The following is an 18,199-nucleotide window of genomic DNA, read 5'->3' on the forward strand; positions in this document are numbered from 1 at the left end:
CCCGGGCTTTTTTTGTTTTTACGCTAATGAATCTTACGGGTTGTACAAAAAATGTAATAGAGAAGGAGTGTTATAAGAATGAATAAAACGTGGATGTCGGTTGTGATTGCTGCTTTGTTTGAAGTAGGTTGGGTCATTGGATTGAAACATGCCAGTGGTCTGCTGGAATGGGGGTTTACGTTGATTGCAATTATCATTAGTTTCTCCTTGATGATTGCAGCTTCGCGGACACTGCCTGTGGGAACCGTATATGCAGTATTTGTTGGCCTGGGTACCGCTGGTACGGTGCTTGCAGAGATTGTTCTGTTTAATGCGACTGTTCAAACCGGAAAAATGGTACTCATTGGTGTACTTTTACTCGGCGTAATTGGTCTTAAAATGCTGAGCAAAGAGAAGAATAAGGAGGTGCAGCTATAATGAACTGGGTATTTCTTATCTTGGCAGGTATATTTGAGATGATCGGAGTGCTGATGATAAACAAGTTGCACAAAGACCGTAATTTCATTTCACTGGTTCTATTGGTAGGCGGGTTTGGTTTAAGCTTCATGTTCCTGTCCATTGCAATGGAAACTCTTCCGATGGGGACAGCATATGCCGTATGGACGGGAATTGGAGCCTCCGGTGGTGCCATTCTGGGCATGGTGTTTTATGGAGAACCTCGAAATGCCCTAAGAATTCTGTTTATCGCTATGGTGCTCGGATCGGCAGTTGGTCTTAAATTGGTCAGTTAAACAAAGTGATTTTAAAAAGATAATGTACAAATTGCGTTTTTAATGGTATCCTTATACGTTACGTGTGAAATAAAAGATGCGTCTTATTGATAGATGTGCGTAAATGAAGGAGACAACATGACATTTAAGGACTTAAATATTATCCCCTCTATTATGGAAGGGTTAAGCAAAGCAAACTATACTAATCCTACCCCTATACAGGAACAGGCCATACCAGCTGTATTAGCTGGCAGAGATCTGCTGGGATGTGCACAGACAGGAACAGGCAAGACAGCAGCATTCTCGGTGCCGATCATTCAATTATTAAGCGAAAGATCCAAAGGGCAAGGATCGAAGTCCGCACGACATATTCGCTCATTAATTTTGACACCAACACGAGAACTGGCTATTCAGATCGCGGATAACATCAAGGTATATAGCCGGTATACGGACATTCGTTGTACGGCAATCGTTGGCGGCGTTTCGCAAAAAGTACAAGAGCGTGCGTTGAATCAAGGTGCAGATATTATTATCGCGACGCCTGGCAGATTGAACGATCTGATTAACCAGAAACGTATTGATCTGAAGATGGTTGAGATTCTCGTTTTGGATGAAGCAGACCGGATGTTGGACATGGGCTTCATTCATGATGTGAAAAGAATCATTGCCAAAATGCCGAACAAAAAGCAGACGTTGTTCTTCTCAGCTACGATGCCTCCTGAAATCACCAAAATGGTTAAAACCCTGCTGGTTGATCCAGTCAAAGTTGAAATCACACCGGTATCTTCAACGGTAGACCGCATTGAGCAGTCTATTTATTTGCTGGAGAACGGCAAGAAGCAACATATGTTGAACCAAATTTTGGAGGATAAATCCATCGTCACGGCATTGGTGTTCACACGCACGAAGCGCGGCGCTGACCGGGTTACACGTGATTTGGCTAAAGTGAATGTTACGGCACAGGCTATTCACGGCAACAAGTCTCAAAACGAGAGACAACGTGCACTGAACAACTTCAAGAGTGGTGCAACACGTGTATTAGTTGCGACGGATATCGCGGCAAGAGGAATTGACGTGGAGGAACTGTCACATGTCATTAACTTTAACCTGCCTAACATTCCGGAAACGTATGTTCACCGTATTGGCCGTACAGGTCGAGCAGGCAAAAGCGGGATGGCCATCTCGTTCTGTGAGAAAGATGAACTTCCATTCCTGAAGGATATCGAGAAAGTAATCAAAAAGACGATTCCTGAAGTGAAAGGTCATCCGTATCCAATGACAGGTGTACCTGTGTTTGATAAAACCAGCAAAGCATCAGGCAGTAAACCTTCGTTCAACAAATCGGCTGCAGGCAAACCGGCGAAGTCCAAAGCTAACCCGGCACGCAAGCCCAAATCCGAATGGTTTGCCAAGAGTGGTAAATCAAACAGTAGTCGTTCAAACGACGGTAGACCCAATAGCAGTAGATCAAACAGCAGTAGCAGTAAATCAAACCATGGCTCATTCAGCCGCAGCAGCAAAACAAGGAATGATAGAGCTAATTAAGAGTTAAATAAATCCATATAAAACCTTCTCCATTCATTTGGAGGAGGTTTTATTATGTGCTTTTATGTACAACGAGCTTATTTACATACGAACTTACATTCGGTATCATTATATCGTCCACTGGTGAAAGGGAGGTACTGACTTGAAGGATACGATGATTGAATACAGTTTGAAGAAGAAAGGTGCGACCAAGGATTATCCATTTGGGCCTGATCCAGTCGCGATTAAGGTCGGAGGGAAAATATTCGCATTACTTTTCGAAGACAAAGAAGAAAATGGTCTATTGAACTTGAAATGTGATCCCATTATTGCAGAGAACCTGAGAGAGCAGCATGAAGCAGTTCGACCAGGATATCATATGAACAAAAAACACTGGAATACCATTACACTGGATGGTTCATTGTCCGATGAAGATGTCTATGTCATGATCGATCACTCTTATGATATGGTTGTCAAATCCCTTCCGAAAAGCTCTCGGGAATCTCTGGCCGAATAGTGAAGCATTTCTATTTGATTTAACACACATTAACTCATGCTACTCGTCATTCATCAGGTCAGTGACCTGGAGTTTCTCATATGTCTCGGCTGATGTCTGTCTATTCGTCGCGTAGTCGATTTTATAGATACAAGAGTAGATGACGTTTAACACATAGTCAAAGGCAATCTGAGAAGAAAAAGATCCAATCTTGGCAAGCTTCACTTCATCATCGGGCACTCGGATACAGATCGTGCTGAGCTTTGCCAGTTCGCTCTGACTGGTTGCCGTAATGGTGATAAAAGGGATGTGTTCACGCTTAAAATGATGGGCCGCTGTAATATAACTCTGAGATTTTCCGTGATAGGTGAGGAAAATAGCACAGTCTCTTGTCGTCAGATTGACGGTATGGTGCGCCCATTCAGACAGCTCGGTGGCAATGACTACATATTTGTTGATTTTGAACAGTTTATTTTGAAAACTTTTCGCCCGGATCTGTGAATCGCCCAATGCATAGATGAATATTCGATCAGCCTGATCCAGTAATTGCGCTGTATGTGACAGCAAGTCATCGTCCATATAGGCTACATTCTTTTCGATGGTCTCCTTCATTAATTCGGCAATTTCTTTTGCCACTTGAAGCGAAGACTCACCCAGACGGAACGGATAATTAGGGTCCACATTGGATATGTTCTGGGCGGAGTCCTGTTCAAATTCCTGGGCAAGTCGAATCATGAATTCTTTGAAGCCCGAGAGTTCAAGTTTGTGGATGAGTCGGTTAATTGCCGAATGAGAGGTATAGGTGACTTTTGCAAGTTCTTGCACATTGAAGTGTAGAATACGGTCCTTATGTGTCAATATATAAGAAGCGATGCTTTTTTCATTCGGTGTAAAGTTATACATGTCGGATAATTGAGTTAGTATTTTCAATAAATTCACCCCAAATAAGTTGAATAACGTCGATTAACGGGCGTTCATTAAACATTTTGTTTATAGACAGACCGTTAAGGATACATAAATATGGTCGATTGTACCGTTATGGCGGCAAAGCCTTTATTCAGTGCTGTCTTCTTTTATAATAAATGAAAAAGAGCTTTGGGGGGAATGATTATGTTAACCATCGGATACATTGGTAATGGCAAAAGCACGAATCGATACCATCTTCCGTTTTCATTGAATCGGGATCATCTGAACGTAAAGACCATATACGCACGCAATATGGATAAAACCGAGTGGGATCGTATACCTGACGTAAACTACACGGATGATGTCTCCACGTTGATGAATGATGAGGACATTCAATTGGTGGTGGTCTGCACACATACAGAGTCCCATTATTCGTACGCGAAAATGGCACTTGATCACGGAAAACATGTGCTTGTGGAGAAACCGTTCATGTTAACCCAGGCCGAGGCCATATCCATCTTCCAATACGCCAAAGAGAAAAATCTGGTGATCCAATGTTATCAGAACAGACGTTATGATTCGGACTTCCTTACAACGAAGAAAGTAATTGAATCTGGCAAGTTGGGGGATCTGTTGGAAGTAGAGATGCACTACGATTACTATCGCCCGGAAATTCCGAACAACACCTCCCATTTTTCCAAATATAACAGCTATCTATACGGGCATGGGGTGCATACCATCGACCAGGTGTTGTCCTACTTTGGCAAGCCGGATACCATCCATTCCGATGTGCGTCAACTGCTTGGTGAGGGAAGAATGAACGATTACTTTGACCTGGACTTTTATTATTCCACCCTCAAGGTATCCGTCAAATCAAGCTTTTTCCGCTTGAAGCCCCGTCCAAGCTTTGTGGTATATGGCAAGAAGGGGATGTTTGTGAAACAAACGGAGGATCGTCAGGAGGAACATCTGAAATTGTTTTATCTGCCAAAGGGACATGCTGATTTTGGCGTGGATCTCCCACAGCACTATGGCGTCTTGACCTATCTGGATGATGAAGGAATCTATCATGAGGAAAAAGTGGTTTCAGAGATTGGCGACTACGCCCGAGTGTATGACGATATCTATCAAGCCATTGTACATGGCAAGGATAAGGTCATCAAAGATGAAGAAACGATTATCGCGATGGGGATTCTGGAACAAGGTATAGCAGCGTGCAAGTAAACAAATAAGCATTTGAGCTTACGAATATAGATCAGTTTCGAAGAAAAGGTAAGTAAAGATGAGTGACAAAAAGCCACCTTCTGGTGGCTTTTGTCATTCAACTTCAATTTATTTCATTTTCAGTTTTGGATATACCTGATTATAGAACCAACGGAGAACAGATCGAATGCATCTGGACTTCTGAAGTATTAAGTTAAATCCACAACCACTTTAACCGTTCCTTTGGCCTGAATGGCTGTATTAAAGGCTTCCTGGATATCATCCAGTTTGTATACCTGTGTTACAAGAGTTGATAATTCATGATGGAAGTGGGTCAGATGTTCCACAACCTTACTGAAATCCTCGTGCGTGTATCCACTGGAACCTTTTACTTGCACTTCTTTGGACATCACCTGTTGCAGGCTGATAGGCACCTCGGTTTTGTACACGGCAATAATGGAAATTCTGGCCTGCGGTTTGACAATCTTCATGATCTTCTCGAACAACACCGGAGCACCAGCCGCATCGATAAATACATCGACATTAGGCACCTCAACGCCGTATACATTAACGGTGCCGTAGTGTGCAGCCAGTCCCTCTTCAAGTGTAGTAGCCGAGGTATTCACGGTCAGAGCACCGAGTCCTGCAGCTTTGGTGAGACGCCATTCGTCGATATCGACAACACATACCTGTTTCATACCCTCAGCAATCAGACTTGCAGCAGCCAGCAGGCCAATCGGACCCGCACCCATGACGACAATCCGATCTTCAGGCTTCGGATCTGCACTGAAAGCCCCATGTCGTCCTACACTCATGGGTTCAATCAATGAGGCTACTTCTGCCGGAACACTTGGATCTATTACATATAAGTTATAATCAAGCTGGGCTTCTTCTACCAGAACGTACTGGGAGAATCCGGAGCATTCCAGCGATTTGCGTCGTCCGACTTTTTTGGCGGTAATGGGATTAATACCTACACGCATTCCGATGTGGATCTCCGAAGCAACGTCAGAGCCGATCTCAACAACTTCACCAACCATCTCATGTCCAAATTCAGAGCCCAGGCTGATGCCCATATCCCCTTGACCCACTTTAATAATATTAATATCGGTTCCGCAGATTCCACCGCGCAGATTTCGAACCAGAACATCGGTTGGACCAACAACCGGCATTGGTTTTTCTTCCACACGAATATCATTTTTACCATAATAAATAGCTGCTTTCATCTTGATTCACTCCTTATGACTGATTATCATTCACTGCTTGAGCGACTGAGTACGTTTATCATGATGCAGCGATGTTTCCGTGTTGTTTGAATATTGTTTATGAGATATTAATTTAAGAGATGGATAGATAGACGGTTTAAACAATTTTTTAACATCTGGACATTATAATGAGGACATGCAGCACGAGAGGATGATTAGATGATCAAAATACTTGTGGTAGAGGACGATATTAAACTGAATCGTATTATCTGTACATATCTAACCAATAACGGTTATCACGCTATCGGATGTTTTAATCCGCGAGAGGCGTATGATTTGATGTATAACGACATGTACGATCTTCTGATTTCCGATGTCATGATGCCAGAGATCGACGGATTTGAGTTTGCCGAGACGGTGAGACAGATTAATAAAACTATTCCCATTCTTTTTGTTACAGCACGTGACGATATTTCCTCGAAACAAAAGGGGTATCAGGCTGGGATCGATGATTATATGGTCAAACCCGTGGATCTGGACGAGCTTGTCCTGCGTGTAGGTGCGCTGTTGCGGCGGGCCAATATTGCCCATGAGAAGAAGCTGAGTGTAGGAAGTCTGTTGATGGATGCAAATGATATGACAACAACGGTGAATGGAGAAGAAATTTCCGTAACGGTGCGAGAATTCAATATCCTTTACAAACTGCTTTCCTATCCCAAACATACCTTTTCCCGTGCACAGCTGATGGACGAGTTCTGGGGCATAGACAGTCAGACCAGCCTGCGTGCAGTGGACGTCTACATTGTGAAACTTCGGGACAAGTTCTCCGTGTGTGAAGATTTTAAAATCGTAACGGTTCATGGACTTGGCTACAAGGCCGTATTGCAATGAGCAAGACACAGATCACGGACGTGCGAATTAAAAAGCCACTACTATCATGGAAAGAGTTTCTCGGTACGTATCTCTTGTTATCTACATTGACCGCAGGACAAGCTCTCATCTATAACGCCTATCTACCTGTGGACTATGTCCCTTGGCCCTATATTTTCGGTATCTCGGGATACTGGGTCATCGTCAGTCTTATTTTTTGCCTGGTGACGGCAAGGCAGAAGTATAATGCCTTCGATAAGCCGATGCGCAAGCTCAGTGAGGCTGCGAAGCAGGTAGCAGAAGGTGATTTTTCCGTGTATCTGGAACCGATTCACCGAGCGGATAAGCAGAACTACGTGGATGTGATGTTCGAGGATTTTAATAAAATGGTAGAAGAACTGAACAGTATTGAAACGTTGAAAAATGATTTCATCTCCAATGTATCTCACGAGATTAAGACCCCGTTATCGGTCATCCACGGGTATGCCATGGCGTTGCAACAGGATGATATACGTCCAGAGCTCCGAAAAGAGTACACAGAAACCATAATCTCTTCCACGAACAAACTCGCGACCCTCGTCGTTAATATCCTGAAGCTGAACAAATTGGAGAATCAGGAGATTATCCCTGTTGCCGAGCCTTATGATCTGTGCAGGCAGCTTGCTGAATGTGCTCTTTATTTTGAACAGACCTGGGAAGAAAAAGATATTGAATTCATGGTGGATATCGAAGATCGTGCGATCATTCATGCGGAAGAGAGTATGCTGGAGATCGTATGGCATAACCTCTTCTCCAATGCGCTCAAATTCACATCTCCCGGAGGAAAGATCACCCTCAAGCAGACGTCGGATGAAGACACCATTACAGTCATGGTATCGGACACAGGCTGTGGCATGAATGAAGAAACGATGAAACATATCTTCGATAAATTCTTTCAAGGGGACCCCTCCCATCACGGAGAGGGAAATGGCCTTGGCCTCGCTCTTTCCTTGCGTGTCATCGAGTTGGTAGGGGGTGTTATTTCAGTGGAGAGCGAACCGCAGAAGGGCACAACCTTCACCGTTAAGCTAAAAGTGGGAGAGTGACATATATCCTAGTTACGTGAGCTTAAATAGCTAAGCCTGAATTCGAAACCATCGAATTCAGGCTTTTATTCATATTTCGTAAACATTTCATAAGCAACTTATAAACATTTGGTCGGTACGATAGGAACATCCAATGAGGGATATCAGGAAAACAATTGAGGAGTGATGCCAAACATGAATGAGATGATCAGAACTGAACATAGCTTCGTCGGCTATGAATATAAAGACGTTATTGTGAAGCAAGATGTTGAATCATTGTATACGGACGGATATGCGCACTTCGGATGGATTCTGGAAGCTACTTCAACACCATTTCAAAACGTGGGTTCTGTCACGATGAAGTTTAAACGGGATCGCAAGATTCGCAACAAAGCGGAGTTGACCCGCCTGCAAAGACAGTTCGAATCCTGTGTTACCGAGATAGCAACATTGGAACGATCCAAGATCATGGGAGCTTCTGCCGTTGCTTATATTATCGGAATTGTCGGCACAGCATGTATGGCTGGCTCGGTGTTTGCATATCAGGCTAACATGCTGCCTCTTACCATTACTCTGGCGATCCCTGGTTTCGCAGGCTGGATTATTCCGTATTTCAGCTATAGCGGGCTTCGCAAGAAAAAGTCCGACAAGGTCACGCCGTACATTGACAAGAAATATGACGAAATATACGAGGTATGTGAAAAGGCGAATGGTCTGCTCGCCAAGTAGTATGAATATCTTATGAAAATGAAGACATACTTGAAGTCCATGTGGGTCCGTTATCTTGGAAATAAGCAAGACCGGACGGCCATGATTAACGCTGCATCCCTTGTTATCAATGCTTTGATCGGAATAGGTAAGTTAATTCTGGGAATATATCTCCTTTCCGGATGGTTCGTCACGAATGCTGTATATTATCTGATTCTGTGTGTAGCCAAAGGGCAGGTGCTTCAACAATATAAAGTTGCCAAAAGGAGGGAGTCTCCCCAAGAAAGATATGCATTGGAGTTTACGGTCTATAAGCGCGGAGGTCTTTTCCTTTGCTTTCTGGGTGTATCCTATTTGATAGTCTGCCTGCGAATGTATCTGATCGGCGATGCCTTTATCTATAGCGGCATCATTGTGTATATCGTAGCTACAGTCGCTTTTACCAAGCTGGCTTTTGCTGTGTACGGTACTTGGGCTAACCGTCATCTCCATAATCCGATCATATCTACATTGAAAATGATTAACTTTACCGATGCCATGGTGTCCATCGTTGTGACACAAGCGACACTGCTTACCATGCAATCCTCACCGCTTGCATTAAAAACCAGCAGCTTGTTTGGCATGGGGTGCAGCGCTTTATTTTGTCTGATGGGAGTCTGGATGATGTTCCACAAGAAAAAGGAGTCCAATATGGAGCAGGGGAGTGCAACACACGAACAGTGAGATGAAAGAGGGGGGGATTAGCATTGAATGGTGTTATGTACTCCTGCTCAATATCATTTTGATTATGACCAAAATCATCGCTGAGCAGTTCACAAGTCGTTGAGGGGGAATTACCATGCAAGTCATGGACAATAGCTTTTTTAGAAACAACACCGCCAAAGTTAATAAAATTATCGCCACGGTTCTATGGCTAACGCTGCTCGCTTTCTGCTTTTTCATCCGTAGTAAGCAGGTTGAACTTGCAGTTGTATTCTCGCTGTTTGTTGAGCTTTCCATTGCATCATTTTTGATGTATCGTAAGAAAAAAACGGTCATGATCATGGTTGTGCTGATGATCGCGATTCTGACTGCAACCACTCAATATATCCAATCTCCGGGAGCAGGCATGCTCATCGTGGTTGTGCTCTGCGTTATCTCACTTTATCTGAACCGTGTTCTCTTGTATGGATTCGGTGCAATGTATAATATTGCTTATATCGTGATTTATTACGCGGACCATCAGCAATACGATACGACCTTTTACATGACCATTGGGTTCATTGAACTGACCATTGTTGCTCTGTATTTTGTATGTAAACGAGGAAGGGACTTGATTCAGGTCGCCCTCGACAAAGAAGCAGAAGCCAGAGATCTTGTGAAGGCACTCAATAATATGGTGAAGGTGATTCGGGAGAACACATCTACGTTAAATACCGATATTGCCAGTTGTAATGATGATATCCGTAATCTGAAGCAGATGAGCGACACCGTAACATCGAACATTCAGGAAGTGACCGAGGGCATTCGTGATCAATCGGGCAGTATTACACATATCAGCGAAATGGTGAACACGGCAGATGCACAGATGGTGGAGATCAATCAGATGTCACATCGCCTTGCCCAAATCTCGTCCGATAACGGACAAGTTGTTCGTCAAAGTTCGGATCGAATTGTGCAAATGGGCAAGCAGATGAACATGATTAACGGAGCGGTAACCGATTCGATGACGACAGTCCAGGAATTGAACCAAAGTATGGATGATGTGAATACCTTCCTGTCAGCCATTAACCAGATCGCCGATCAGACCCACCTCCTGGCATTGAATGCCAACATCGAAGCATCAAGAGCAGGGGAAGCTGGAGTTGGCTTTGCCGTCGTAGCTCATGAAGTCAAGAAGCTTGCACAGGAAAGCTCCGATACGGTCAAACAAATTAATGAGATCATTCACAATATCAAAAGAAAGACACAGCTCGTGGTGGAGAAGGCCGCCATAGGCAATGCTGCCGTAAAGGAAGGAGAAGCGATCACTGAACAGATACTTGAGAGTTTCGACCACATCAGGTCCACATTCGAACATGTTGATCAATACATAGCTAAGGAATTGGGCATGACGGATCAGATGAGCCTGATCTTTACTCAAGTACGAACGCAAGTGGATCATATTTCCGATATTTCGCAAGAACATGCAGTCGCAACGGAAGGTGTAGTGGCAACGACGCAAGAGCAGGAAAATAACATTGATGTTATCTACGAATTTATTAGCAGAATTAATCATTCAAGTCTGCGGTTGCAGGAACTCATTGGTAATCATAATAAGGAGTGATATCTATGGATCAACAACAACAACTGGCAATGGTACAACGTATGCGTCAAAATGTCGTCGGCACAGATGCTGCTCTTCAACCCAGTTCCACGTATGCTGTCACAGTAAAAGAAGTCATGATTCCTACGACGAAAGGTGATACACGTGTACTTGTGTATACACCGGATAGGGATCATTCCGTACCTCTGCCGGTCTTCTTTAATATGCACGGGGGTGGTTTCATCTTGGGACAAGCAGAGATGGATGATCCATGGTGTCGTCTGATCGCTGATCGATCTGATTGTGTGGTCGTTAATATCGATTACAGTCTTGCACCAGAGCACAAGTTCCCAACGGCGGTCCATGAATGTTACGACGTTGTACAGTGGGTCCATGCTAACCCGCAATCCTTCTCGGTTAACCCGTCTGTATTCGCTATTGGGGGGCATAGTGCTGGTGGTAATCTTGCTGCAGCAGTATGTTTGTTAAACCAGCAACGTGGAAGCGAGCTGCCTATTGTTCTGCAAGTTATGGATTATGCCGTGTTGGATGTGGCTACAGATCCGGCCGAGAAACCGAGTTTTGAAGAAGCCATTCCAGCCGATATCGCCAGAACGTTCAATGCCATGTACCTTGATACGCCAGAAGATGCGCAAGACCCGTTGGCTTCACCTGTGCTCGCAACATCAGTAGAGGGTCTTCCAGAAGCATTGATTATTACCGCGGAGAAAGATTCACTGGCCCAAGAAGCAAGAACATATGCAGCAAACCTGGAAGCAAGCGGTGTGAAGGTGACACTTAAGGAGTACGAGGGAGCCGCTCATGGATTTACGCATTTTGGTGATCTCCAGATGGCTGAGGATGCCTGGTACCTGATGAGTGACAAGATCAGAGAAGCATTCTCCAAATAACGTGTATCAGAATGACGCTTAGAAGGAATATGGTTACCTTGAAGTCGCCTAATGGCGGCTTTTTTTCGTTCATTGGTGTAATTGCTTCAATGGCATGTTGAAACCAAGCTTCTGAGCTTGCGGATGTGTTAATAAACTGGATTAGGAGCCTTATTGAGATTATAACGATATCGTTAAGGGTAAGAGTTGTTAAATTAGAGGAAATAATGACCAATACCAGGAGGTTTATTATGAACCAATATAACAGTCCATCCGATATCGCGATTCTTGGCATGGGAACGGCTCTACCTGCTCACCCCGTAGCACAGTCAGATATTGCAGAACTAATCGCTTCTTCTCTTCAGGATCGGCCAGATTTGGCCCGTTTTGCCAGACGAATATTCAAGTCCTGTGGTGTTGAAACACGATATACCGTGGAACCTAGCTATCTGGGTTCACTGGAAGAATGCCGTTATCTGCCCTCTGGTGAGCGATCAGACGTCCCGACAACCGAAGAACGAATGAGTACATACAAGCGAGAGGCGCTTCCACTCGGGATTGAGGCGGCAGAGAAAGCCCTGGAGGATTCAGGCGTATCTCCAAAGAGCATCACGCATATCATCACGGTCAGCTGCACCGGTCAATATCTGCCGGGTCTTGATGTTATGCTCATCCGTCATTTGGGTTTGTCTGCCCGAGTTAATCGACTGCCGCTGATCTTTCAGGGTTGTGCCGCAGGGTTGAAAGCCATTCAGATGGCACGAGATGTCGTGCAGGGAGCTCCCGGATCACAGGTCCTTGTGGTCTGTGTAGAGTTGTGCACCATTCATTTTCAGCCTGTACAAGATCGGGAAGCGCTGTTTGCAGCTTCATTCTTCGGAGACGCTGCTTCTTCTTGTGTGGTGGGCACACCAGAACCTCAGCACAAGAATTATTTGAGTCTGGGAACGGGTTATTCTGTGCTTCTTCCGGATTCGACTGAAGATATGACCTGGGAGGTGGGGAATCTGGGGTATGACCTGTATCTATCCCCACGTATTCCGAAGCTGTTAGGTGTTCATCTGGAAGAGGAACTGCGTCTCTTATTGCAAAGTGAACAGCTGCCTGAACTGTGGGCCATTCATCCGGGAGGACGTGGGATTGTGGACTCTGTGCAGAATGTAATGAAGCTGCGAGACGAGCAAACAAAGTATAGCAGGGATGTCCTCAGAACGTATGGTAACTTATCTTCCAATACCATTTTGTTTGTACTGAACGCGATGCGTGAGGATATGAAGGCACAGGTTCAATCATCTACAGATGGTGTAGCCATGGCATTTGGACCGGGACTCACCGCAGAGTTGATGAAATTCACTTATGTCCCCTCATTATCTTCAGTGATGGAGGAGCACGATCATGTCCTTTTTTAGAACATTATCCATTCGAGCCAAGGAAGATGAACTGATGGATGACTTCTCTCTGGGAGGGGAGGAGCTGCGTGAAGCGCTTAGACATCTGAGACGTCTTAACAAAATATTTGCAGCACCTGGCCCAACTCTGGCTGGTGTAGAGAAGTTGTGGAACTCAGTCGGTAAGCCGAATAAGCTGACTCTGCTGGATGTGGGCGCAGGTTCAGGGGATGTGAACCAAAAACTATTGCAATGGGCAGATCGTCAGGGTGTTCAGCTGGAAATTACGCTGGTTGATCTGACGGAAGAAGCGTGTGAGGAAGCGAGACAACTATTCCGTGACGAACCCCGAGTCCGGGTACAACGTGCTGATCTTACACAACTGCCGGATGCTTCAGCAGATATCGTGACAGGTTCCCAGTTTGTACATCATTTTGACGGAGATCAGCTGGTTGATATGGTTTCTCATATGCTGCGAGCATCCAGATACGGTGTCGTCATTAATGATATTCACCGCCACCCCGTATCCTATAAGGCGGTCTGGATTACTACACGGATGATCTCGCGCAATCGTTATATTCGTCATGATGGGCCTCTTTCCGTAGCCAAAGGTTTTACAGGGAGGGATTGGAAGGAACTTAAACAACGGCTAAATCATGATACGATGACCTATGAATGGAAGCCCTTATTCCGCTACTCTGTTGTTATTCCCACGAAAGGCAGGTGATCTTACGTGTCGAAATCGATAGATGTGATTGTCATCGGAGCCGGAATTGCCGGTAGTACATGTGCAATGCAACTGGCAGGGAAAGGCCATCGGACGCTTTTGCTGGATCGCCAGGAATTCCCGCGGCACAAAACCTGCGGTGAGTTCATGTCACCCGAAACCAAGGAGATGTTAGAAGTTCTGGATATTCACCTTCTGGACCAGTCGAAGAAACCCAGCACCATGGATCATGCCAAAATCGTTATGCCACAAGGCGGAGTGATTGAAGCACCGCTGCCGGGATTTGCATATGGCATAAGTCGATATGAGCTGGACCAGATTTTGCATCAGAAGGCGCTGGAGGCCGGAGCCCAGATTGTGACCAAAGCGACCATAACGAGCATCGAGCAGCTTGAGGATGCCAGTTATGAGGTTCAGGTGAAACAGGGAGATGAGCGGATCAGTTACAGAGCCAAAGCCGTTATCGGGGCACATGGGACCAAAAAGCCGCGGGGGATGGCTTCCGCACCTGATCTGCGGGACCAAACCGTATACGTTGGCGTTAAGTCCCACTTCAGCGGGATAGAGATTCCCGCACGGGTAGAGTTATATTTTTGCGAGGGTGGTTACGTGGGCATTTCCCCGATTGAGGATGGCATTGTGAATGTCGCCGCATTGTTGACACTGGATACCGTCCAGGGAAGTGGCAAGTCTGTAAACGATATTTTACAGGCGGCATCCCTGACAAACGTGAGTTTGGCGGCCCGTTTAGCCGAAGGAAAGCCTGTAGATGGAACGCAAGTGTCGATTGCGCCGCTACATCTGTCCAACGTTCCTGAGCCGTGGTCTCAATATCCGCATATTGGGGATGCCATGCTTATGATACCGCCCTTATGTGGAGATGGAATGTCCATTGCCCTTCGCTCCTCACTCCTGTGTGCAAGGTGGACTGACAAGTACCTGCAAGGCGATATTGAACATGCCGATTGGCAAAGTAATTACACGCTGGAAGCAAGCCGTGAATTCACCCAATTGCTCAGACGCGCAAGAAGAATTCAAAAGCTGGCTTTTGCCAAAACCAATAAATTCTATCCTGGTCTGGCCCGGATGATCCCCGGTCTAGCCGCTTATGTTGTGAGAGCCACACGGTTATCCGAGATGAACGCAGCGCGCTAATAGGCTGAAATTTTGCTCAATACTTATGCGAAAGAGGTTGCTGACGGCGGCCTCTTTTTTGGCGTACAAACATTAATTTGGTGGAGACAGTTTGGAAATTCGGGAAATGCTCGTATAATAGAATCTAATGTAATGATAGAGAGTTAATTCAGATGAAATGTCGGGAGGCACTATTTAAGATGAACTATTCATTTTCCAATCGTATCGCAGCACTGCAACCATCCATTATTCGTGAGATTCTGAAGGCTTCTTCGGGACAAAATGTGATTCCATTCTCCGCGGGAAATCCTGCTCCGGAAACTTTTCCTATTGAGGCGATTCGCACATTCACTCAATCCATTCTGGAGCATGATCCGGTCACAGCTCTGCAATATGGAATAACGGAAGGATATGTTCCCCTCAGGGAAGCATTGACTCAACATTTGAAGACAGGTTTTGATACAGGTAAACCATCCGATCAATTGTTTATCGTATCTGGAGCACAGCAGGGGATTGAACTGGCCTGTAAAGTGTTCTGTAATGAAGGAGATACAATCATCTGTGAGAGTCCGAGCTTTATTGGTTCTCTGAACTCCTTCCGGGCATCCGGTGCGAAGCTTGCCGGTGTTCCGATGGAGATGGACGGTATGGATATTGAGAAGCTGGAACAGGCGCTGCAAACGGAGCCTAATGTAAAAATGATCTACGTGATCCCGAGTTTTCAGAATCCGACTGGTGTAACGACGAGTCTTGCGAAACGTAAAGCCATATATGAGCTGGCTAAGAAGTATGGCGTTATGATTTTGGAAGATAACCCGTACGGAGAGCTTCGATTCAATGGAGATGATGTGCCAACCATTAAGTCTATGGATGACGAGGGTCTGGTCATCTATGTTGGATCATTCTCCAAAATTCTGTCGGCGGGACTGCGCGTTGGTTTTGTACAAGCGCCTCATGAAGTCGTGGAGAAGATGGTTGTTGCCAAACAGGGAGAAGACGTACATACAGCCATGCTTCCACAGATTCTGGCACACAAGTTCATGACAGAGTATGACTACGCGGGGCACATTAACAGCATTCGTGAGGTATATCGGAGAAAAGCAACATTGATGATGGACAAGCTGCAAGAGCATATGGGTGAGTCCATTACCTATACCCAACCGGATGGTGGGCTGTTCCTCTGGTGTGATCTGCCAGCGCATGTACCAATGCTTGATTATGCGAAGACAGCGGCAGCTCAAGGGGTTGCGGTTGTACCGGGAAATGCATTCCTGGTGAACGAGCAAGACCCTTGTAATGCCATCAGACTTAATTTCTCAACCCCGTCGGACGAACAGATTGTCAAGGGTGTAGAGATTTTGGGGCAGGTATTGAAAGGTTATAACGCTTAAAAATGCTTCAATGTGATATATTTACGAAAAGCCGCCAATTGGCGGCTTTTTTGGGCTTTTTCTCAGCCTAATTATCGATTAAAGCACTTAATTCTGCCTGAAATACCTTTTGATTCTTCTGATTGAATGTACTCAGCAGCACGGTAACAATCCCATTCCCTTTTCGTCTGGGAGTCAGTCCAATGACTTCTGCAATGACATGAAGTTCATCATCCGGAAAGACAGGTTTCAGGAATTGAATGTTATTCATTCCGGTGCCCGCCACGACATGCTCTCCATAGACCCCAACCTCAATCCATAATTTAAAGGAGATATTCATCGTTTGCATGCCAGAAGCAATTAAACTGTCGAATCGGCCTTGCTTGGCCTTTTCCTCATCCAAATGCATGTACTGTGGATCATAGATTGTGGCAAACTCAATAATATCACTCTTGGATAATGCCAAGGATGTGGTTTTGTAGCGCTGACCTATTACATATTCACTAAATCTCATGAAGGCACCTCGGTTTCTTTAATATGTTTTTTCGTAGTTGATATTTTGGAAAGAGACATGACTGGACTGACGTGTTAAAATGCTAGTGAACTATCCCATGTGTATTGCTGTGTTACTGCCATAATGGACTAAACAGATGAAACTGTCTTTGAGGAGTATATATGATGACAACGATTAAAGATGTAGCCAAGATGGCTGGTGTAGCCAGTTCGACCGTATCTTGCGTACTCAACGATAAAGGAAATGTAAGTGAGCCGACAAGACTTCGAGTACTTGAGGCAGCGAGTCAACTCAATTACGTTAGGCATGGTCCTGCATCGGAATTAAAACGAAATAGTACACAAACCATTGGTATTATTGTCCATGACATGTCCAGCCCGTATTTCTCGGATTTGGTGAACGGAATAGAAACCGTCGTCATGAGTCATGGATACGATATGATCGTATGTAGTTCGTTGGGTGGAGAGAAGTCTACGGCCCATCGTTACATTCGTGAACGAAGAATTGACGGAGCTATTGTTATCGCTCAGAATATTCAAGATCAGTTGCTGATTGAAGCATCTGAAGCAGGGTTTCCGATTGTTGTCATGGATCGGGATCTGGATGCTCAACATATTGTAAAGGTTTTGATGAGTGATACGCAAGGTGGTTACTTGGCTACCCGTTATCTGATCGATAAAGGGCATCGGACAATAGCTTATATTAGTGGGCCGTCACAATCGGAATGTAATCTCCATCGTTATCAAGGTTATTTGAAAGCCTTGAAGGAGGCAGGCATCGAAGAGAACCCCGAATGGAAAATTGGCGGACAATACTTGAAGCAAGATGGGTACAATGCAGCCAAGAAACTGCTTGAAGGAGAGTTGCCATCCGCTGTATTTTTTGCAAATGATGAAATGGCCATCGGCGGCTTGGAAGCCTTCAGGGAGCATGAAATCTCAATACCTGAGCAGTTATCCGTAATTGGTTTTGACAATATACCTGCATCTCAGTACATGAATCCACCTCTAACCACATTTCGTCAGCCGAAGAGGGATGCAGGCCAGCTTGCAGGTCATGTTCTCTTCCAACTGCTGAACGGAGAGATCGTAGAGACGTTATATACACTGGACATCCAATGCGTGGAACGTGATTCTGTTCGGCTCCTCAACCTGAGTTGAGGAGTTTTTTTGCATTCTATAGAATTTTAAATTCTTAAAAAGAAAG

At 45.0% G+C, this 18,199-nt stretch carries 19 protein-coding genes; 16 read left to right on the forward strand and 3 right to left on the reverse strand.

What is annotated here, in order from left to right; all coding sequences use genetic code 11:
• Nucleotides 1-78 precede the first annotated feature (78 nt).
• The 4 genes from MKY44_RS12615 to MKY44_RS12630 all read left to right on the forward strand — a co-directional run bounded on the left by MKY44_RS12615 (nt 79) and on the right by MKY44_RS12630 (nt 2,751).
• On the forward strand, nt 79-417 hold the full coding sequence (locus tag MKY44_RS12615) for a DMT family transporter (protein WP_341007322.1): 339 nt from the start codon (nt 79-81) through the stop codon (nt 415-417).
• On the forward strand, nt 417-731 hold the full coding sequence (locus MKY44_RS12620; protein WP_341007323.1) for a DMT family transporter: 315 nt from the start codon (nt 417-419) through the stop codon (nt 729-731). Before MKY44_RS12615 ends, MKY44_RS12620 begins: the two co-directional genes overlap by 1 nt.
• A 117-nt stretch (nt 732-848) precedes the next feature.
• Nucleotides 849-2,255 carry a DEAD/DEAH box helicase gene (locus tag MKY44_RS12625; RefSeq protein ID WP_341007324.1) on the forward strand — a complete coding sequence of 469 codons (1,407 nt, stop codon included), beginning with the start codon at nt 849-851 and terminating at the stop codon, nt 2,253-2,255.
• 142 nt (nt 2,256-2,397) lie between these two features.
• A complete protein-coding gene (locus MKY44_RS12630; RefSeq protein ID WP_341007325.1) occupies nt 2,398-2,751 on the forward strand; it encodes an MmcQ/YjbR family DNA-binding protein in 354 nt (117 codons plus the stop codon).
• 39 nt (nt 2,752-2,790) lie between these two features.
• On the opposite strand, the gene MKY44_RS12635 is transcribed toward MKY44_RS12630, so the two are convergent.
• Nucleotides 2,791-3,660 carry a MurR/RpiR family transcriptional regulator gene (locus MKY44_RS12635; RefSeq protein WP_341007326.1) on the reverse strand — a complete coding sequence of 290 codons (870 nt, stop codon included), beginning with the start codon at nt 3,658-3,660 and terminating at the stop codon, nt 2,791-2,793.
• A 180-nt stretch (nt 3,661-3,840) separates the two neighbouring features.
• On the opposite strand from MKY44_RS12635, the gene MKY44_RS12640 reads away from it, so the two are divergent.
• A complete protein-coding gene (locus tag MKY44_RS12640) occupies nt 3,841-4,860 on the forward strand; it encodes a Gfo/Idh/MocA family oxidoreductase (protein ID WP_341007327.1) in 1,020 nt (339 codons plus the stop codon).
• Nucleotides 4,861-5,048: 188 nt separating this feature from the next.
• On the opposite strand, the gene MKY44_RS12645 is transcribed toward MKY44_RS12640, so the two are convergent.
• Nucleotides 5,049-6,065: a zinc-dependent alcohol dehydrogenase gene (locus MKY44_RS12645; RefSeq protein ID WP_341007328.1), complete on the reverse strand. Its 1,017-nt coding sequence runs from the start codon at nt 6,063-6,065 to the stop codon at nt 5,049-5,051.
• A 198-nt stretch (nt 6,066-6,263) separates the two neighbouring features.
• On the opposite strand from MKY44_RS12645, the gene MKY44_RS12650 reads away from it, so the two are divergent.
• From MKY44_RS12650 to MKY44_RS12695, 10 genes are all read left to right on the forward strand, one after another.
• Nucleotides 6,264-6,935 (forward strand): response regulator transcription factor, encoded by a 672-nt coding sequence (locus MKY44_RS12650; RefSeq protein WP_338594556.1) that lies wholly within the window; start codon nt 6,264-6,266, stop codon nt 6,933-6,935.
• A complete protein-coding gene (locus MKY44_RS12655; protein WP_341007329.1) occupies nt 6,932-7,999 on the forward strand; it encodes a HAMP domain-containing sensor histidine kinase in 1,068 nt (355 codons plus the stop codon). The genes MKY44_RS12650 and MKY44_RS12655 overlap by 4 nt, the downstream gene beginning before the upstream one ends.
• Nucleotides 8,000-8,173: 174 nt before the next feature.
• Nucleotides 8,174-8,707 carry a hypothetical protein gene (locus tag MKY44_RS12660; protein WP_341007330.1) on the forward strand — a complete coding sequence of 178 codons (534 nt, stop codon included), beginning with the start codon at nt 8,174-8,176 and terminating at the stop codon, nt 8,705-8,707.
• Nucleotides 8,708-8,719: 12 nt separating this feature from the next.
• Nucleotides 8,720-9,409, forward strand: a complete 690-nt coding sequence (locus MKY44_RS12665) for a hypothetical protein (protein ID WP_341007331.1) — start codon at nt 8,720-8,722, stop codon at nt 9,407-9,409.
• Between the two features lie 115 nt (nt 9,410-9,524).
• On the forward strand, nt 9,525-10,991 hold the full coding sequence (locus MKY44_RS12670) for a methyl-accepting chemotaxis protein (RefSeq protein ID WP_341007332.1): 1,467 nt from the start codon (nt 9,525-9,527) through the stop codon (nt 10,989-10,991).
• A gap of 5 nt (nt 10,992-10,996) precedes the next feature.
• Nucleotides 10,997-11,881: an alpha/beta hydrolase gene (locus tag MKY44_RS12675; RefSeq protein WP_341007333.1), complete on the forward strand. Its 885-nt coding sequence runs from the start codon at nt 10,997-10,999 to the stop codon at nt 11,879-11,881.
• Between the two features lie 230 nt (nt 11,882-12,111).
• The gene (locus tag MKY44_RS12680; protein ID WP_341007334.1) at nt 12,112-13,269 is read left to right on the forward strand and encodes a type III polyketide synthase; all 1,158 of its coding nucleotides are present in this window, start codon (nt 12,112-12,114) and stop codon (nt 13,267-13,269) included.
• Nucleotides 13,256-13,975, forward strand: coding sequence for a methyltransferase domain-containing protein (locus MKY44_RS12685; RefSeq protein ID WP_076211919.1), 720 nt, complete (start codon nt 13,256-13,258; stop codon nt 13,973-13,975). Before MKY44_RS12680 ends, MKY44_RS12685 begins: the two co-directional genes overlap by 14 nt.
• Nucleotides 13,976-13,981: 6 nt before the next feature.
• Nucleotides 13,982-15,130 (forward strand): NAD(P)/FAD-dependent oxidoreductase, encoded by a 1,149-nt coding sequence (locus MKY44_RS12690; protein WP_341007335.1) that lies wholly within the window; start codon nt 13,982-13,984, stop codon nt 15,128-15,130.
• Nucleotides 15,131-15,309: 179 nt separating this feature from the next.
• Nucleotides 15,310-16,500, forward strand: coding sequence for an aminotransferase-like domain-containing protein (locus tag MKY44_RS12695; protein WP_341007336.1), 1,191 nt, complete (start codon nt 15,310-15,312; stop codon nt 16,498-16,500).
• Nucleotides 16,501-16,567: 67 nt separating this feature from the next.
• Here MKY44_RS12695 and MKY44_RS12700 read toward each other — a convergent pair whose 3' ends face one another.
• On the reverse strand, nt 16,568-16,993 hold the full coding sequence (locus MKY44_RS12700; protein WP_341007337.1) for a MaoC family dehydratase: 426 nt from the start codon (nt 16,991-16,993) through the stop codon (nt 16,568-16,570).
• Nucleotides 16,994-17,154: 161 nt separating this feature from the next.
• Between MKY44_RS12700 and MKY44_RS12705 the strand changes: the two genes are divergently transcribed.
• Nucleotides 17,155-18,153 (forward strand): LacI family DNA-binding transcriptional regulator, encoded by a 999-nt coding sequence (locus tag MKY44_RS12705; protein ID WP_341007338.1) that lies wholly within the window; start codon nt 17,155-17,157, stop codon nt 18,151-18,153.
• Nucleotides 18,154-18,199: the final 46 nt, after the last annotated feature.

Origin of the sequence: Paenibacillus sp. FSL R7-0026, from assembly GCF_038004485.1 — a bacterium.
In the GTDB taxonomy this organism is placed as follows: Bacteria; Bacillota; Bacilli; order Paenibacillales; family Paenibacillaceae; genus Paenibacillus; species Paenibacillus xylanexedens_A.

Coding starts and splice junctions, on each gene's coding strand:
- MKY44_RS12705 (WP_341007338.1), top strand. CDS start 17,155: ATGATGACAACGATTAAAGATGTAGCCAAGATGGCTGGTGTAGCCAGT.
- MKY44_RS12680 (WP_341007334.1), top strand. CDS start 12,112: ATGAACCAATATAACAGTCCATCCGATATCGCGATTCTTGGCATGGGA.
- MKY44_RS12645 (WP_341007328.1), bottom strand. CDS start 6,065: ATGAAAGCAGCTATTTATTATGGTAAAAATGATATTCGTGTGGAAGAA.
- MKY44_RS12695 (WP_341007336.1), top strand. CDS start 15,310: ATGAACTATTCATTTTCCAATCGTATCGCAGCACTGCAACCATCCATT.
- MKY44_RS12660 (WP_341007330.1), top strand. CDS start 8,174: ATGAATGAGATGATCAGAACTGAACATAGCTTCGTCGGCTATGAATAT.
- MKY44_RS12655 (WP_341007329.1), top strand. CDS start 6,932: ATGAGCAAGACACAGATCACGGACGTGCGAATTAAAAAGCCACTACTA.
- MKY44_RS12685 (WP_076211919.1), top strand. CDS start 13,256: ATGTCCTTTTTTAGAACATTATCCATTCGAGCCAAGGAAGATGAACTG.
- MKY44_RS12665 (WP_341007331.1), top strand. CDS start 8,720: ATGAAAATGAAGACATACTTGAAGTCCATGTGGGTCCGTTATCTTGGA.
- MKY44_RS12700 (WP_341007337.1), bottom strand. CDS start 16,993: ATGAGATTTAGTGAATATGTAATAGGTCAGCGCTACAAAACCACATCC.
- MKY44_RS12625 (WP_341007324.1), top strand. CDS start 849: ATGACATTTAAGGACTTAAATATTATCCCCTCTATTATGGAAGGGTTA.
- MKY44_RS12640 (WP_341007327.1), top strand. CDS start 3,841: ATGTTAACCATCGGATACATTGGTAATGGCAAAAGCACGAATCGATAC.
- MKY44_RS12675 (WP_341007333.1), top strand. CDS start 10,997: ATGGATCAACAACAACAACTGGCAATGGTACAACGTATGCGTCAAAAT.
- MKY44_RS12615 (WP_341007322.1), top strand. CDS start 79: ATGAATAAAACGTGGATGTCGGTTGTGATTGCTGCTTTGTTTGAAGTA.
- MKY44_RS12620 (WP_341007323.1), top strand. CDS start 417: ATGAACTGGGTATTTCTTATCTTGGCAGGTATATTTGAGATGATCGGA.
- MKY44_RS12670 (WP_341007332.1), top strand. CDS start 9,525: ATGCAAGTCATGGACAATAGCTTTTTTAGAAACAACACCGCCAAAGTT.
- MKY44_RS12650 (WP_338594556.1), top strand. CDS start 6,264: ATGATCAAAATACTTGTGGTAGAGGACGATATTAAACTGAATCGTATT.